Here is a 15,477-nt window from a genome sequence, read left to right as displayed (position 1 = left end):
CCGATCCACGGGTTCCCGTCGGAAGGAGCCGAACGGTTGAACACATCTGCCGCACCGTCACCTTCGCGCTGACGACACGGTCAGCTCGCCGAACCAGCGCCTGCCGTGCCGGAACACGTCACGCACGGCGAGGCCGGCGCGTGCGGCGACCTGGTGCACCGCCCGGGTGTCCAGCCGGGCCCAGCGGAACGCCGGTCCCAGCGTGGTCAGCCCCGGCCGGTGTGGCGCGGCCACCCGGACCTGCCCCTGCCACAGCCCGGGTCCGGGCGCTTCCAGCTCGACCAGCACCGTGCCGCCCGCGTCGAGCAGGGCCCGGCAGCGGGCCAGCAGCGCGACCGGGTCGCCGCCGATGCCGATGTTGCCGTCGAGCAGGACGGCGTGCGCCCACCGGCCCTCGGCGGGCAGCGGCTCGAACAGGTCGCCGTGCAGCGCCACGGCTCCACTGGCCCGGGCGGCGGCCACCGCGTACGCGGAGATGTCCACTCCGACGGCGGTGACCCCGGCCCGGGCCAGCGCCACGGTGAGCCGACCGGGACCGCACCCGAGGTCGAGCGTCGGGCCGGCGCAGCGGGCCACCACCTCGGCCGTGGCCGGCTCGGCCGGACCGTGCCAGCGGCGCACCGGCAGCCGGTGCCGTACGCCGTCGCCGTTGACGAGCCAGTGGCCGTCGGCCGCACGGTCGCGCAGCGCCATGGCGAAGCCGTCCACGCTCATCCGCGGCCTCCGGACACCAGGGCACGGCGGACCGTGCCGATCTGTCGCGCGAACCTGCCGGACGGCGCCTCGGCGGCGACCGCGAGCGCGTCGGGCCACTCGTCGACGTCGCGCAGCAGAGGCAGCGGCGCGACCCTTAGGCCCCGCTCCGTCAGCGCCGACCAGGTGAGCCAGCCGGTGCGTGGGGTCGACATCGGCACCGTACGCAGCAGCTCCGCCTCCCGCGGCTCGCGCAGTCCCAGCGCCCACCAGCCGCCGTCGACCGCCGCGCCGAGCACCGCGTCGGCGCTCGCCAGCCGCAGTACCGCCGCGGTGAGCCCGGCCGGGGTCAGCTGCGGGGTGTCCATGCCGACCTGGAGCACCGGGCGACTCGGGAAGACATCGGCCACCTCGGCGTACGCGTTGGCGAGCCGGTCACCGAGCCCGCTGCCCCGCTGCGGCAGCACGGTCCAGCCACGCAGGGACGTGACGAGTCCGGCGGCGTCCTCCGCGTCGGTCATCCGACCGGCGCAGGCGAGCACCGGGGTGACCCCGGGGGTGGCCCGTACGGCGTCCAGGGTGTCTCGCAACGCGGCGGCGGCGATCCGGGCCGCCTGCAAGGGGCTGACCGGTGGGCAGAGCCGGGTCTTGACGGCACCGGGCACCGGTGCCTTCGCCACCACCAGGAGCACGGTCACCGGGAACCGTTCACGGTACGCAGCACCCCGGCGAAGTCGCGGGTCGCCCGGAGCGTGCCTCGCACCGAGCCGGAGACCTTCGAGCGGGTGCCGGCCGCGCGGGGCGCGTACCGCACGTCGAGTTCGTGGATGCGCCAGCCGGCGGCGGCCGCCCGGATCAGCAGTTCGAGGGGGTAGCCGAAGGCCCGGTCGGTGACGCCGAGCGCGAGCAGCGCCTCGCGGCGGGCGACCCGGATCGGGCTGAGGTCCCGCAGCGGTACGCCCCGGCGGCGCAGCAGCGCCGCGACCAGGGCGTTGCCGACCCGGGCGTGCCACGGCCAGGCGCCCACCCCCACCGGGCGGCGGCGACCCACGGCCAGGTCCGCCGCGCCGGCCGCCACCGGAGCGACCAGCGCCGGCAGTTCACCGGGGTAGAACGAGCCGTCGGCGTCGAGCACGCAGACCAGTTCGGTGCCGGCGGCCTCCAGTCCGGTGTGCACGGCGGCGCCGTAGCCTCGTCGCGGCTCGTGCACCACCCGGGCGCCGTACCGGGCGGCGACCTGCGGCGAGCCGTCCCGGGAGCCGTTGTCGACCACGATGGCCCGGTAGCCGGGCGGCAGGGCGGTGAGCACGTGCGGCAGCGCGGCGGCCTCGTCCAGACAGGGCAGCACGACATCGATCGGAACGGGATCAATCTGGGTCGGCATGAGGCCGACGCTAGGTCGCAACCAACGCGTCCGGGGGCGGAACGTCCTTACCGAACGCTTACCGCGCGGGCGATTCTTACCGGACGGTGACGGTGCGGCCGTTCGGCCCCCGCAAGGCGTCACACCGCCGTACGGTTCCAGGGTCATGGCCTCCGCAACCACGCTCACCGCCGCGCCCCGACGGACTGCGAAACCCCGGCACCGCGCCGACCTGGTGGTGCTCGCGGTGGAGGTCGCGCTGCTCACGGCCGCGGCCGGCGTCGGGTTCATGCTCAACGCACGCGGTGCGGGCCTGTACGCCGACGCCGCCCCGCTCTACGCCACGTGGCAACCGCACGTCGGCTGGGGCACACCGGCCGCGCTGCTGGTCGCGGTGACGGTGCTGTGGTGGGGTGTGCGCTGGGCGCGAACCGCCCGTTGGGGTGCCCTGCTCACCGCCGGCTGGCTGGCGTCGGTGGCCTGGACCCTGTCGTTGGCGTTGGTGGACGGCTGGTCGGCGGGGCTGACGGAGCGGCTGACGGTGCAGGCGGAGTACCTGACCGAGGTCCCGGGGGTCCACGACGTGCCGGCGATGCTGGCCGGTTTCACCGACCGGATCCTCGACTTCCAGCCCGAATCGTGGTCCACCCACACGGCCGGGCATCCGCCGGGCGCGCTGCTGCTCTTCGTCGGGTTGGACCGGGTGGGACTGGGCGGCGGCACCGTCGCGGGGCTGGCCTGCGTGCTGGTCGGGGCGACGGTCGCCGTGTCGGTGCCGGTCACCCTGCGGGCGCTCGGCGCCCCCGACGCGGCGCGCGCGGTGCTGCCGTTCCTGGTGCTGCTGCCGGGCGCGGTCTGGATGGGCGCGTCGGCCGACGCGATGTTCGCCGGGGTGATCGCCGCCGGTCTCGCCCTGCTGGCGGTACGCGGCCCGGCCGCCGCCGCACTCGGCGGGGTGCTGCTCGGCTTCGCGCTCTACCTGTCGTACGGCTTCGTCCTGGTCGGGATGCTCGCGCTGGCCGTGCTGGTGCTGCGCCCGACCGCACGGCTGCGGGCGCTGCTCGCCGGCGGGGCCGGGGTCGTCGCCGTCGCGGTGGCGTTCAGCCTCGCCGGTTTCCACTGGTGGGAGGGGTACCGGCTGGTCGTCGAGCGCTACTACCAGGGCTGGGCCGCCGAACGCCCGTACGCCTACTGGGTGTGGGCGAACCTGGCGGCGCTGCTGCTCAGCGCCGGCCCGGCGGTCGGGCCGGCGCTGCGCCGCACGATGGTGGCGGCCACGGGGCGGGCGCGCGCCGGCTGGCGGCGGGCGGCGCTGGCCACGGCGGTGCGGGACGCCGGTCCGGCCGTCGTGCTGCCACTGGCCGCCGCCGTGGCGGTGCTCGGCGCCGACCTGTCGGGGCTGAGCAAGGCGGAGGTGGAGCGGATCTGGCTGCCGTTCGCGGTCTGGCTGCTGGCGGCCGCCGCGCTGCTGCCCGCCGGCGCGCGCCGCTGGTGGCTGGCCGGGCAGGCGGTCACCGCGCTCGCCGTCAACCACCTGCTCTGGACGGTCTCCTGACCGGTTCCGCACCTGCCGGCGTGCTCGTTCCGGCCCGGTCGCCGGTCCCTGTTCGAGACGCTGTCGAGCTGCCCCAACTCTGGGACGCCGACATGCCGGATCCGCGCGGTCTCAGATCTGGGGCAGCTCGACAGTGCCTACACCCCACCCCGCCACGGTGACAACAGCCGGCTGTGGGAGCTGCGCCGGCGCCAGCACGGACCCGACCGGCAAGCGCGGACCGCGCGGACGTGGAGGTCGGTCAGGCCGCAAGCGCCGCCGGTTCGCGCAGCGGGTCGGTGGCGAAACCTGCGACGCCCTCGGCGAAGCTGACCCGAGCGGTGTAGCCGAGCAGCTCGGCGGCGCGGCGCGGGTCGGCGACGACGTGCCGTACGTCGGCGGCCCGGGCACCGCCGACGACCAGCGGGTCCGGCCCGCCCATCGCGCCGGCGAGGGTCTGCGCGAGCTCGCCGACGGTGTGCGGCTCGCCGGAGCAGACGTTCACGGGCACCAGCGCCGCCGTGGGCGGTGGCGCGGCCAGCGCCAGCAGGTTCGCCCGGGCGACGTCGGTGACGTGCACGAAGTCGCGTCGCTGCCGGCCGTCCTCCAGCACCCGGGGTGGCAGGCCCGCCGCGAGCGCGGAACGGAAGATCGACGCGACACCGGCGTACGGGGTGTCGCGGGGCATCCGTGGGCCGTAGACGTTGTGGTACCGCAGGGCCCACACTCCCCCGCCGGTCTGCCGGGCCCACGCCGCGGCGAAGTGCTCCTGGGCGAGCTTGCTGGCCGCGTACGTGCTGCGCGGCTCCAGCGGCGCGTCCTCGGGCACCAGTACCGACGTGAGTGGGTCACCACAACGGGCGCAGGTGGGGTCATACCGACCGGCCGCCACGTCCTCTGCTCGGCGCGGGGCCGGTCGCACCACCCCGTGGGCGGCACACCGGTAGCGCCCTTCTCCATAGACCACCATCGAGCTGGCCAGCACCAGACGGGACACACCGGCCCGGTACATCGCGGCCAGCAGCACCGCGGTGCCCAGGTCGTTGTGGCCGGCGTACTCCGGCGCGTCGTCCGGGTCGAGGCCATGCCCCACCATCGCCGCCTGGTGGCAGACCGCGTCCACACCGGTCAGCAGGTGATCCAGCAGCCGGCCGTCGCGGACGTCCCCGCGCACCAGCTCGTGCCGCTGCGCCCACGGCGGCGGCTGCGCGCCATGCGCCTGGGGCAGCAGCGCGTCAAGCGCCACCACCTCGTGCCCCTCGTCGGCGAGCAGGTCGGCGACCTGCGATCCGATGAACCCGGCCGCGCCGGTGACCAGTACCCGCATGTCCGGTGACGGTAGGTCAACCGACCGGCGCGAAGGGCCGGTACGGCGGGTCTGTAAGGAGTTCGCAACAGGTCGCACCCGGCCGGCTGATCGGTAAGCCTCCGGTAATGCGGCAAACCCGGCCACCCGGCCCGGCGGTCGGCCACGATGGCCAGGAGATCGACCACTCGACCGAGGAGGGGCAGTGCCTGCGAGCGACCCGGCAACCGGGGAAGGCGCCGATCCGACCGGGGACTACGGCGCACCCCGGCGGCTCTGGCGGACCCTCGACCGACACCGGCCGCCCGGCGTCGAGGCGGTCACGACGGGCTGGCGCAGCCCGCTGCGGGGCCCCTGGCTCACCTCGGTGTACGGCTTGGCGCTGCTCGTCACGCTGCCGCTGGTCATCGTCACCGGGCTGCTGGACTACGCCGCGTACAGCCCGCAGTTCGGGCAGGCGTTCCCGTTCGACGTGGGCTGGCTGCGACTGCCGCACTTCGACTGGCCGACCCGCCCGGCGTGGCTGTTCCAGCTCACCCAGGGGCTGCACGTGGGGCTCGGGATCGTGATCGTGCCGGTGGTGCTGGGCAAGCTCTGGTCGGTGATCCCGAAGCTCTTCGACTGGCCGCCGGCCCGATCGGTGGCGCAGGTGCTCGAACGGCTCTCCCTGCTGCTGCTCGTCGGCGGGATCCTCTTCCAGATCGCCACCGGGCTGCTGAACATCCAGTACGCGTACGTCTTCGGTTTCGACTTCTACACGGCGCACTACTTCGGGGCCTGGGTCTTCACCGCGGCGCTCGTGGCGCACGTGGTGCTGAAGCTGCCCCGGATGGTGACGGCGCTGCGGTCCCGCCCGGCGGGCGCCGAGCTGCGTACGGGCCGAGCCGAGACCCGGCCCGAGCCGCCCGACCCGGACGGACTGGTGCCCGCCCGGCCGGACCCGCCGACGGTGAGCCGGCGCGGCGCGATCGCGCTGGTCGGCGGCGGTTCGCTGCTGCTGGCCGCGCTGACCGTCGGGCAGAGCGTCGACGGGCCGCTGCGTCGCATGGCCTGGCTGCTGCCGCGCGGACAGGACCCCGGCGAGGGACCGAACGGGTTCCAGATCAACCGGAGTGCCGCGGCGGCCGGCATCCGACCCGCCGACACCGGCTCCGGTTGGCGGCTGACGCTGCGCGGTGGCGGACGCACCACGACCCTCGACCGTCCCGGGCTGCTCGCCATGGCGCAGCACACCGCGCGCCTGCCGATCGCCTGCGTCGAAGGCTGGTCGACCACGCAGACCTGGACCGGTGTACGGCTGCGCGACCTCGCCGCTCTCGCCGGGGTGCCCGACCCGGTGGCGGCGCACGTCGAGTCGCTGGAGCGCAACGGGCTGTTCCGGCGGGCCACGCTCCAGGCGAACCAGGTGCTCGACCCGGACTCGCTGCTGGCGCTGCGGGTCAACGGGGCCGACCTCTCCCTCGACCATGGTTCCCCGGCCAGGATCATCGTTCCGGCGCTGCCCGGCGTGCACTGCACGAAGTGGGTGGCCAGCATCGACTTCCGTACCGATGCGTGAGGCGCTCGCCCGGCTGCGGGCCACCTACGGCGCCGGGCCGCGGCACCTGCTCGTCCTGCTGCTCTGCTTCGTGGTCACCGGCTGGGTGGCCCTGCGGGTGGCCGGGGAGGCTACAGCGGGGCGGATGCTGCTCTGGTTCATCGGCGCCGTGGTCCTCCACGACCTGCTCCTCTTCCCCGTGTACGCGCTGGTCGACCGGGTGCTGCGGGCCGCGGTCGGCGTACCCGCCCGGCCGGCCGCGCCGGACCCCCGGCCGAGCCACGCCCGGCGGGTTCCGGTGCGGCTCGCGCTGCTCAACCACGTGCGGCTGCCGGCGCTCGGCGCCGGGCTCCTCTTCCTCGTCTACCTGCCGGGCGTGCTCGGCTGGGGCGCGGACACCTACCGGGCGGCGACCGCCCGCGAGCGGATCCCGTTCCTGGGCCGATGGCTGGCGGTCACCGGAATCCTGTTCCTGATCAGCGCCGTGGTGTTCCTGCTGCGGTGGCTGCGCCGGCGGGCGGTGCAGCGCCGTCCCGGTCCGCCGGGTTGACGCGCGCGGGCGGTGGGGCCGGTTTCAGCCGCCGCTCGCCGGGAAGCACGGAGGTCACCGCGCCGCCGGCCGCGTCGTCACCGAGGAGGTACGTCCATGGGAAGCTTCGCCAGGCCCGCGCCCCGGCACGGTGGCGCCCGCGGTGGCCCGGCGTGAACGGGCCGGTGGGCGACGAGCCGGTCGGTGAGCTGGAGCTGGTGCACACCTTCACCGGGCCGATGCCGACCGGGGTGACCGTCTCGCACACCGGGCGGATCTTCGTCAACTACCCGCAGTGGGGTGACGACCCGCCGGCCACCGTGGCCGAGCTGCGCGACGGCCGGGAGGTGCCGTTCCCGGACGAGCGGTGGAACTCCCCCGGCGGGGACGACGACGCGCAGGCGTTCGTGTCGGTGCAGTCCGTGGTGGTCGATCCGGCCGATCGGCTCTGGGTGGTGGACACCGGCAGCCCGATGTTCCGGCCGACGAAGCCGGGCGGCCCGAAGCTGGTCCGCATCGACCTGGACACCGACCAGGTCGCCCAGGTGATCACGTTCCCGCCCGACGTGGTGCTGCCCAGCACCTACCTCAACGACGTCCGCTTCGACCTGCGACGCGGGCCGGCCGGGCTGGCCTACCTCACCGACTCCGCGAGCAACGGCCCGAACGGCATCGTGGTCGTCGACCTCGCCACCGGCCGCTCGTGGCGGCGGCTGCACGACCACCCGTCGACGAAGGCCGAGTCGCTGCACGGCTACCGGCCGATGGTCGAGGGGCGGCCGCTGCTGCAGCGGCCGCCGGACGGGCCGCCGACGCCGCTGTCGATGGGCTCCGACGGGATCGCCATCAGCGCCGACGGGTCGCGGCTCTATTACTGCCCGCTGGCGTCGCGGCACTGGTACAGCGTCTCCACCGACGCGCTCGCCGACGCGTCGCTGCCCGACGAGGAGATGTCCGACGCGGTCGTCGACGAGGGCGACAAGGGCACCGGTTCGGACGGGCTGGAGAGCGACGACGCGGGGCGGATCTACTTCACCTCGTACGAGCACAACGCGGTGTACCGGCGGCTGCCCGACGGGCAGTTCGAGACGCTGCTGCACGACCCGCGCCTGCTCTGGCCGGACACCATGTCGGTCGCCACCGACGGGCACCTCTACGTCACCGCCAACCAACTGCACCGGCAGGCCACCTACCAGGGCGGACAGGACCGGCGGCGCAAGCCGTACGCGCTGTTCCGGACTCCGATCGACGCCGGACCGGTGCTGCTGCGCTGACGCCGGAAAACGGCCGTGGGCGGGCCGTGAGACACGGCCCGCCCACGGCGGTTGCACTACCTCCGGCTCAGCCGGTGACCCGGAACGGCAGCGTGATCCGCTTGTCCGAGTCGGCACCGGTCAGCGTGACGCTGGTCGAGCCGACCTTCGCCGTGCCGGGAACGCTGATGGTGACGCCGGAGATGACGCCGTCAGCGTTCGCCCGCACGGTGCTGGTGGCGAGGCCGTCACCGAAGCGGACGGTGACCGTCTCGTTCGGCGCGAACCCGAAACCGTCGATCATGATCGCCGTGCCGCGCTGGCCCGACGTGGTCAGCAGCCCCGCCCGCGGTTGGTACGTCCGCGGCTGTGCCGGCTCGGTCACCTGGATGGTGGCCGTCGCCGGGGTCCGCGAGGAGGCGCCGGTGGCGGTGACGGAGTAGCGGCCCGGCTGCGCCGCGCCGGACGTCGCGATCGAGGCCTTCACCGCCCCCTTCGAGGACGCGGTGACCTTCATGGTCCGCACCGGACTGGTGCCGAGCGTCACGGTGACCTGCTCGCCGGCGGCGAACCCGCTGCCGTTGACGGTGATCGTGTCGCCGGTGGTGACGGTGGCGGACGCGGACATGGCGATCGCCGGCTGGGTCTCGCCACGTCCCACGGTCACGGTGAAGGTGCCGGTGCTGCTGGACTGCCGGTCCCACGCGGTGACGTGCACCGTGTAGGTGCCCTCCCGCGCGTAGGTGTGCTGCCCGCTCATCGCACCCGACCCGTCGATCGTGACGTCTTCCGGAACCGTGCCGTCACCCCACTGGACGCGCGCACGGTAGCCCGACGCGTCCGGAACGCCACCGCTCACCGAGCCGAGGTTCGCGGTGAGGACCTGACCGGCGTCGGCCGTCTGGTCCTTCGCCGCGGCGACCGCCAGCTCCTCCGACGTGCCGTCGTCGGCGATGGCGAACACGTGGATCCGGCCCGCCGAGGCGGGGTCGCCGGTCTGCGCCGGCAGGGTCACCGAGACCAGCGTCTTGCCCGCCGGAATCTGGTACGGCGCGGTGGCGAACAGGAACGGCTGGGCGCCGTCCCGGCTCGTGCCGTACAACCGGTACGCGGTCCTGGCGACGATCACGTTGCCGTAGGACGGCGTGCCGTTGGCGTTGCCGCCCAGCGTCCAGTCGCTCATCTGGATCGGGATGCTGGCGGTGCTGCCGTCGCTGAACGTCGCCGTGCCGGTCGTGCTCTGGTTGCCCTGCGTGCCGGCGCCGATGAACGAGATGCTGGTGGCGTCGTCCGGCAGGTCGAGCGCGATCGTCCGCCCGTTGCCGCTGGCGTTGTCGGCCTGCCCCGCCGGGATCGCCGGCAGGGTGAAGTGCAGCGACGTACCCGGCACCGCGTGCCGCTTGCCCTGCGTCACGCCGGCCGCCGTCAGGGCGGCCCGCGAGTACGCCCACTGCTTGGCGTCGCAGTTCGCCGCGCGGACGCCCTCGTCACCGATGCAGACGGTGTCGAAGGCGGCGACGAGGCCGTCGCTCGGCGCGTAGGAAACGTCGACGCCGACGGTCACGGAACCCTGGCCGGCACCGTCGGTGACGGTGACGTTCGCCTGGTGGTAACCGGGCGTGGCGTAGGTGTGCGAGCCGCTGACGCTGTAGACGGCACGCGAGCTGAGCGCGAGGGTGCCGTCGGTGACCGGCGTGCCGTCTCCCCAGTCGATGGTGACCTGGTAGCCCTCGGCGTTGCCGCCGGTGACGGTGGCCAGCGGTACGGACACGGGAACGCCGGCCCGCGCGTTGACGCTGCTCGCCGCGGTCACCGCGACGTCGCCACCGCCGAGTTCCAGGTCACCGCCGGCGAGCAGTTCGACCTCGGCGAGGTTCGTCTGCGCTGCGCCGACGCTCTTCGTCACGACGACGCGGAACTGAGCGAACCGTCCCGGCTTGTCGATCTTGAAGGGGCGGGTTTGGTTGCGCCACCGGAACACCTCACCCTTGCGGGAGTCGACGGTGGTCCAGGTGATGCCGTCGTTGGAGCCCTGCAGGCGCCAGTCCGCCGGGTCACCCGCGGCGGCCCCCGAGGTGAGGGTGTAGTACGCCGGCTTCTGCTTCTCGCCGCGGAACGTCCAGTCGATCTCCGGCGTGCCGGAGGTGAAGGTCAGCTGCGTGGTCGACGAGTCGTCGAACAGCTTCGCCGCGTCCTGGCCGCCCGTCGCGGTCGCGGTGCCGAGGCCCGGGCCGGTGGTGTCCTGCAGCGGTTCGGGCGTCGCGTTCCCCTTGGTCAGCGACGGCGGCGCGTCGTTCTCACCGGTACCCCAGGACGACGGGTTGGGACCCATCTGGAAGTCGATGGTGCCGCCCTTGGCGAACGCGGACGCGTCGATGGAGACCGTGCGCTGCTTCTTGCCGTTGACCTGCACGCCCTGCACGTAGACGTTCTTCGTGCTGTTGTTCGGCGCGTTGACGACGATGTCGCCGTTGGCGCGGTGCACGACCATCCGGGTGAACAGCGGCGAGCCGATGGCCCATTGGGACGACCCGGCCTGCAGCGGGTAGATGCCCAGCGAGCTGAGGATGTACCACGACGACATCTCGCCGTTGTCCTCGTCACCCAGGTAGCCCTGGCCGATCTCGCTGCCCACGTAGTGACGCTGCAGGATCTCCCGGACGATCGCCTGGGTCTTGGCCGGCACCCCGGCGAAGTCGTACATGTACGGGATGTGGTGCGACGGCTGGTTGCTCATGCCGAGCTGACCCATCCGCACGGCCCGCGCCTCGAGCATCTCGTGAATGATGCCGCCGTAGCCGCCGGGCCGGTCGGCGTTCTCCGGGGCGGCGAAGAACTCGTCGAGCTTCTGCTCCAACGCCTTCGGCCCGCCGAGCAGGTTGGCCAGTCCCCGGCCGTCCTGCTGCGCGGTGAACGCGAAGTTCCACCCGTTGGTCTCGGTGTAGACGCCACCCCAGTCCAGCGGGTCGCTGACGAGGAAGTTACCGGCGGCGTCACGGCCCTGGAAGAGCTTGGTCTTCGGGTCGAACAGGTGGACGTAGTTGCGGGCCCGCTGCAGGAAGTACTCCGACTCGTCCTTGAGCCGGTTGCGTTCCGACTTCGGCGTCGCCGGGTCCTTCGCCAGGGCCGCAGCCATGTTGCCGATGCCGTAGTCGTTGATGAAGCCTTCCAGGGCCCACGACACCGACTCACCGGTGGAGGTCGGCGTGTAGCCGAGGAAGAGCGAGGTCTCGATGCCCTTGCGGCCGACCGCGTTGCGTCCGGACGCGACTGTCGCGTCCTTGACCGCGGCGTCGTACGCGGCGAGCGGGTCGGGCAGCTTGACCCCGGTGAGGTAGGCCTGGGCCAGCGACACGTTCGCGCTGGTGCCGGTCATCAGGTCGGCGTAGCCGGGGGACGACCAGCGGGCGATCCAGCCGCCGTCACGGTACTGCTGGACGAACCCGTCGGCGATCCGGGCCGCGACGTCCGGGTACAGCAGTGCGTAGGCGGGCCACACGGTGCGGTAGGTGTCCCAGAATCCGTTGTTGACGTAGATCTGACCGTCGACGATCTTGGCACCGGTCTGCGTGGCGGTCGACGCGCCGGTCGGCGCCGACACCGGGCTCGCGTACTGCCAGCGCGGCTCGGCGGCGGTGCCGGTGTTCTCCGACTGCGAGTTCGGGTACAGGTTCAGCCGGTACAGGTTCGAGTAGAGCGTCACCAACTGCGTCTCGGTCGCGTCCCGCACCTCGATCCGGCCGAGCCGCTCCTGCCAGGAGGCGGTCGCGGCGGCGTGGATCTGGTCGAAGCTCTTCCCGGTGACCTCCAGGTCGAGGTTCTTACGCGCCTGGTCGACCGAGAGGAACGACGTCGCGATACGCATCGTGACCTGACGGTTCGCGGAGACGTCGAAGGTGGCGGACGTCGCGGCGGACGCCGTCGGCGCGCGGTCGAAGGCGCCGGCCACGAACATCCGGCTACGACCGGCCGAGAAGCCGCTTCCGTTGTCGACCCAGCCGGTGAACGTGCCGTCCGTGCCGATGCTGAACGTGCCGTTGTAGAAGACGAGGCTTCCGGTGGCCTTCCCGGTGGGGAAGGTGAACCGCATGACCCCGGCGTGGTCGGTGGGTGCCATCTCCGCGACCAGGCCGTTCTGCAGGGCGACCCGGTAGTAGTCCGGCCGCGCCGTCTCGTCCTCGTGGCGGAACGCGACCGCCCGGCTGGCGGGCTCCCCGGTCAGGGGACCGTCGCCGGCGACCGGCATGACCGACATCTGGTTGCGGTCACCCATCCACGGGCTGGGCTCGTGCGAGATCCCGAGGCCCTGCAGCTCGGGCAGGTTGGCCTCGTTGTTGTACCGGTGGTAGTTGTACTGCCACGAGTCGGAGACCGCATCGGTGACCGGGGTGAAGAAGTTGAAGCCGTTCGGCAGCGCGCTGATCGGCAGGTTGTTGCCGCGCGAGAAGCCGCCCGTCGAGTTCGTCCCGCGCCGCGTGTCGACGTAGTTGGTCAGCTGCGAGCCGTCGATCGGCGTCGGCGAGGCCGTCAGCTCGAGGTCGTCGAGCCAACCCCGGAACCGGGTCGTGTCGGTGGTGTCGGGGTTGTCGTAGGCGAGCAGGATCCGGTCGATGGTCTTGCCCTGCGCGACCGCGCCGATGTCGGACTGCACCGCGTTCCACTGGTCGGCGTAGAGCACCTTGGACGCGGCCTGTCCGGCCGTGGTCAGCGGGTAGCCGTGCTGGTCGACCGGCGAGAGACGACTCAGGTAGCTGCCGTCGGTGAAGTGCAGGTCCACCGCCGTGTAGGTGGACGGGTACTGCCCGTTCCCGTCGGTGAACTCGGGGAAGATCTTGTAGGAGAGCCGGGTCTTCGGTCCGACCGGGATGTGCACGTCGAACAGCTTGTTCGTCGCGTACGAACGACCGGCGGATTCGGAGCCACCCGCGTACCGCAGCGCGGAGATTCCGGTGAATCCGGCGTCGGGCTTGGTGGTGTAGCCGTCCATCGGCCCGGTGCCCGCGCTGGTGACCATCGGGGTGGTCGGCGGCCGGGTGTTCGAGCCGTCGCTGATGCTCCAGCCGGCGAGTTGCAGGAGGGGCTCGCCGGAGTTCGCGGTGACCTTCAGGCGGTAGTAACCGTAGGCGGTCTTGTTGGTGAAGCTGTAGTACTTGGTGGCGTACCGCCCGCTGAACCGCTCACCGCTCCGCTTGTCCAGGTCGGTCCAGGTGCTGCCGTCGTTCGACCCCTGGATGACGAAGTCCCGCGGGTCACGGCCCGGTTCGTCGTTGGCAGCCGTCAGCGCGTAGCGCACCACCGCGGCCGGCTCGGTCAGCCGGTAGGTGACCCAGCCGGTCTGGCTGAACGCCAACCACTTCGTCGCCGAGTCCTCGTCCGTCAGCTTCGCGGCGATCTCGTTCGGCGCGTTCTCGTCGCTCGCGGTCACCGAGCTGACCTTGTCGAGCAGGCTGCCGGGCAGGGTGGTTGTCGTCCCGCTCAGGTTGGCCTGGACCGGCTTTCCGTCCGTACCCACCTCTGCGGTGCTCGTCACGGGCTGCGGGTCGGCCGCCTCGAACGAGGAGCTGAAGTTGCCGGGCGGCTCCGTCGGGGACGCCGCATTCGCGAGGGGCGCGCCCAGGACCACGCCCACCGGCAGCAGCACCGCGGTTGCCGCGGCGAGCAGTCGGCGCGACGGGGGGCGCGCGGATGAGGGATACGACATACAGGTAGGGCCTTTCGACTCGATTCGCGTCGAGTACGTCGAACGTGGTGGTGGAGCGGGCCGCGACCGCGGCCCGTCAGGGGTGCAGGCGTTGCCGCCTGCTCAGGCCGGTTGAACCGTCCGTCGGAGTTGGCGTCGAGCCGTCACGGCACCGCCGGACAGGATGCTCGCCGCCCTGGTGCGTGGCCCGCCGATCTCGGCAATGTGCTCTCCTCCGGAGTCGCGGCCTGACATCGTTGTCATGTGGACCCATCGCCCACAAGAGGCAGGCCACCGAACCGTCGCTGATAGTCCCGGGCAGAGCGGTGCCGTGTCAACGAGTTGATCAAACCGCAACATCGGACTCGTGGCCCGGCCGTTCTGGGCGGGCCCACCGGACCGCGTTGGATCATCTACGATCCGACCCCATGCGTCGTGTCGCGCGGGTGTTGACCTCCCTGCTTCTGGTGCCGCTGCCCGGCTGCACCTCTGAGTCGGCGGACTTCGCACACACCACGGTGGCCGTCATCCTCGATCAGGACGTGACATCCGAGCAGAAGAGCGCGGTGGAGCAACAGCTGCGCTCGATGCCGAGCGTCGAGGGCGTCACCCTCGAGACGCGCGAGCAGGCGTACGCACGCCAGAAGGAGACCCTGAAGGACGACCCGGACCTGCTTGCGCGCCTGAATCCCGAGTACGTGCCGGAGTCGTTCCACGCCACCATCACCGACCCGCTGGCCGCCGAGGCGATCAAACTTGTCATGGGTACGGTCGACCATGTCGGAGCGGTCGCGCTCCGCATCGCCGACGCAGAGCCGCTGCCATCGCGGATCGGGCTCATCGTCCGGATGGAATCAACGGCCACGGGAGAGCAGCTGTCCGCCGCGGAGGAGGCCGTCCGGGCGCTGCCGCACGCGAAGTCGATCGAGGTTGAGAAGCGCGACGCGGCGTACGAGCGCCTCCGTGAGCAGTGTCAGGGCAAGGGCGACTTGGCCGCGCAGCTCGACCGGCAGATGATGCGCGAGTCCGTACGGTTCGAGCTACCTGTCGACGGGAAGTCACCCGGAGCGCCGAAGCTCATGAACCTTGACGGTGTCGACGAGGTGGAACTGGTACCAGCGGCGGTGCTCTGACCTGCCGACACCGGTCCGTACCTGCGGCGCCGGCCGTCACCCGAGACGCCGAACACGGACCTTCGGGCGGTCGTTGCGCAGGTGGCCCAGCTTGTGCTGGCGGACCTGCTCGTCCCAGACCCCCTGGTCGTAGTCCGGCTCCGGCGGAATCCACCGGTGGGAGTCATCACTGTAGTGGAACTTCTCGTCCCCCGGCCGCAGATGCTCCCGCCGCTGGTGCAACACGAAGGACTGTGGCCACCGCAACCGCGCCTGCGCCTACTACGCCCCGCAGAAGGCGAAGGGCCAGGGGTCCTGACCAATTCACCGCTTGTGATCGCAGGCTCACAACGCTCAGACTCGATCAACGTCCCCGGACGCTCCTATGCCGCGTCAAGTGGTCCTGGTGGGGTTTCGAGGCGTCGGTAGAGCTCTCGGGCGACGTAGCGCTTGAGGCAGCGTTTGATCTC

At 72.4% G+C, this 15,477-nt stretch carries 11 protein-coding genes and 1 pseudogene; 6 read left to right on the top strand and 6 right to left on the bottom strand.

The genetic code is table 11. The features are described from left to right. Positions 1-57: 57 nt before the first annotated feature. From BXA10_RS24180 to BXA10_RS24170, 3 genes are read right to left on the bottom strand one after another with little or no spacing between them, the layout of a single operon-like run. Positions 58-714 carry a class I SAM-dependent methyltransferase gene (locus BXA10_RS24180; protein WP_076473129.1) on the bottom strand — a complete coding sequence of 219 codons (657 nt, stop codon included), beginning with the start codon at positions 712-714 and terminating at the stop codon, positions 58-60. After that, positions 711-1,391 (bottom strand): TIGR04282 family arsenosugar biosynthesis glycosyltransferase, encoded by a 681-nt coding sequence (locus tag BXA10_RS24175; RefSeq protein WP_076473128.1) that lies wholly within the window; start codon positions 1,389-1,391, stop codon positions 711-713. The genes BXA10_RS24180 and BXA10_RS24175 overlap by 4 nt, the downstream gene beginning before the upstream one ends. Further along, complete coding sequence (locus tag BXA10_RS24170) at positions 1,388-2,077, bottom strand: glycosyltransferase family 2 protein (protein ID WP_076473127.1); 690 nt, start codon at positions 2,075-2,077, stop codon at positions 1,388-1,390. The genes BXA10_RS24175 and BXA10_RS24170 overlap by 4 nt, the downstream gene beginning before the upstream one ends. A 145-nt stretch (positions 2,078-2,222) precedes the next feature. On the opposite strand from BXA10_RS24170, the gene BXA10_RS24165 reads away from it, so the two are divergent. After that, positions 2,223-3,611 carry a hypothetical protein gene (locus BXA10_RS24165; protein WP_076473126.1) on the top strand — a complete coding sequence of 463 codons (1,389 nt, stop codon included), beginning with the start codon at positions 2,223-2,225 and terminating at the stop codon, positions 3,609-3,611. A gap of 241 nt (positions 3,612-3,852) precedes the next feature. Here BXA10_RS24165 and BXA10_RS24160 read toward each other — a convergent pair whose 3' ends face one another. Next, entirely contained in the window at positions 3,853-4,917 is a 1,065-nt protein-coding gene (locus tag BXA10_RS24160) for an NAD-dependent epimerase/dehydratase family protein (RefSeq protein ID WP_076473125.1), read from the bottom strand. 184 nt (positions 4,918-5,101) lie between these two features. Between BXA10_RS24160 and BXA10_RS24155 the strand changes: the two genes are divergently transcribed. From BXA10_RS24155 to BXA10_RS24145, 3 genes are all read left to right on the top strand, one after another. After that, entirely contained in the window at positions 5,102-6,454 is a 1,353-nt protein-coding gene (locus BXA10_RS24155) for a molybdopterin-dependent oxidoreductase (RefSeq protein WP_076473124.1), read from the top strand. Beyond that, positions 6,447-6,983: a hypothetical protein gene (locus tag BXA10_RS24150; RefSeq protein ID WP_076473123.1), complete on the top strand. Its 537-nt coding sequence runs from the start codon at positions 6,447-6,449 to the stop codon at positions 6,981-6,983. The genes BXA10_RS24155 and BXA10_RS24150 overlap by 8 nt, the downstream gene beginning before the upstream one ends. A 152-nt stretch (positions 6,984-7,135) precedes the next feature. Beyond that, positions 7,136-8,236: an L-dopachrome tautomerase-related protein gene (locus BXA10_RS24145; RefSeq protein WP_076473122.1), complete on the top strand. Its 1,101-nt coding sequence runs from the start codon at positions 7,136-7,138 to the stop codon at positions 8,234-8,236. A gap of 67 nt (positions 8,237-8,303) precedes the next feature. Here BXA10_RS24145 and BXA10_RS24140 read toward each other — a convergent pair whose 3' ends face one another. After that, positions 8,304-13,916: a GH92 family glycosyl hydrolase gene (locus BXA10_RS24140; protein WP_076473121.1), complete on the bottom strand. Its 5,613-nt coding sequence runs from the start codon at positions 13,914-13,916 to the stop codon at positions 8,304-8,306. Between the two features lie 407 nt (positions 13,917-14,323). Here BXA10_RS24140 and BXA10_RS24135 point away from each other — a divergent pair, with 407 nt between their 5' ends. Continuing rightward, positions 14,324-15,028 carry a permease-like cell division protein FtsX gene (locus BXA10_RS24135; protein ID WP_076473120.1) on the top strand — a complete coding sequence of 235 codons (705 nt, stop codon included), beginning with the start codon at positions 14,324-14,326 and terminating at the stop codon, positions 15,026-15,028. 36 nt (positions 15,029-15,064) lie between these two features. Here the strand turns inward: BXA10_RS24135 and BXA10_RS24130 are convergent, their stop codons facing one another. Then, the gene (locus BXA10_RS24130; protein WP_076473119.1) at positions 15,065-15,253 is read right to left on the bottom strand and encodes a hypothetical protein; all 189 of its coding nucleotides are present in this window, start codon (positions 15,251-15,253) and stop codon (positions 15,065-15,067) included. On the opposite strand from BXA10_RS24130, the pseudogene BXA10_RS32745 reads away from it, so the two are divergent. Further along, positions 15,249-15,326, top strand: a pseudogene (locus tag BXA10_RS32745) (hypothetical protein); the annotation flags it as partial. The gene BXA10_RS24130 and the pseudogene BXA10_RS32745 sit on opposite strands and share 5 nt — an antisense overlap. Between the last annotated feature and the right edge of the window lie 151 nt (positions 15,327-15,477).

This window comes from Micromonospora avicenniae (assembly GCF_900156065.1).
Taxonomy (GTDB): Bacteria; Actinomycetota; Actinomycetes; order Mycobacteriales; family Micromonosporaceae; genus Micromonospora; species Micromonospora avicenniae.
Note: the sequence above shows the minus strand (reverse complement) of the source record. Positions and strands in the feature narration are given on the sequence as shown.

Bases quoted from the DNA above. Each gene is read 5' to 3' on its own strand.
- BXA10_RS24180 (WP_076473129.1), bottom strand. From the start codon at position 714: ATGAGCGTGGACGGCTTCGCCATGGCGCTGCGCGACCGTGCGGCCGAC.
- BXA10_RS24170 (WP_076473127.1), bottom strand. From the start codon at position 2,077: ATGCCGACCCAGATTGATCCCGTTCCGATCGATGTCGTGCTGCCCTGT.
- BXA10_RS24165 (WP_076473126.1), top strand. From the start codon at position 2,223: ATGGCCTCCGCAACCACGCTCACCGCCGCGCCCCGACGGACTGCGAAA.
- BXA10_RS24160 (WP_076473125.1), bottom strand. From the start codon at position 4,917: ATGCGGGTACTGGTCACCGGCGCGGCCGGGTTCATCGGATCGCAGGTC.
- BXA10_RS24150 (WP_076473123.1), top strand. From the start codon at position 6,447: ATGCGTGAGGCGCTCGCCCGGCTGCGGGCCACCTACGGCGCCGGGCCG.
- BXA10_RS24140 (WP_076473121.1), bottom strand. From the start codon at position 13,916: ATGTCGTATCCCTCATCCGCGCGCCCCCCGTCGCGCCGACTGCTCGCC.
- BXA10_RS24135 (WP_076473120.1), top strand. From the start codon at position 14,324: ATGCGTCGTGTCGCGCGGGTGTTGACCTCCCTGCTTCTGGTGCCGCTG.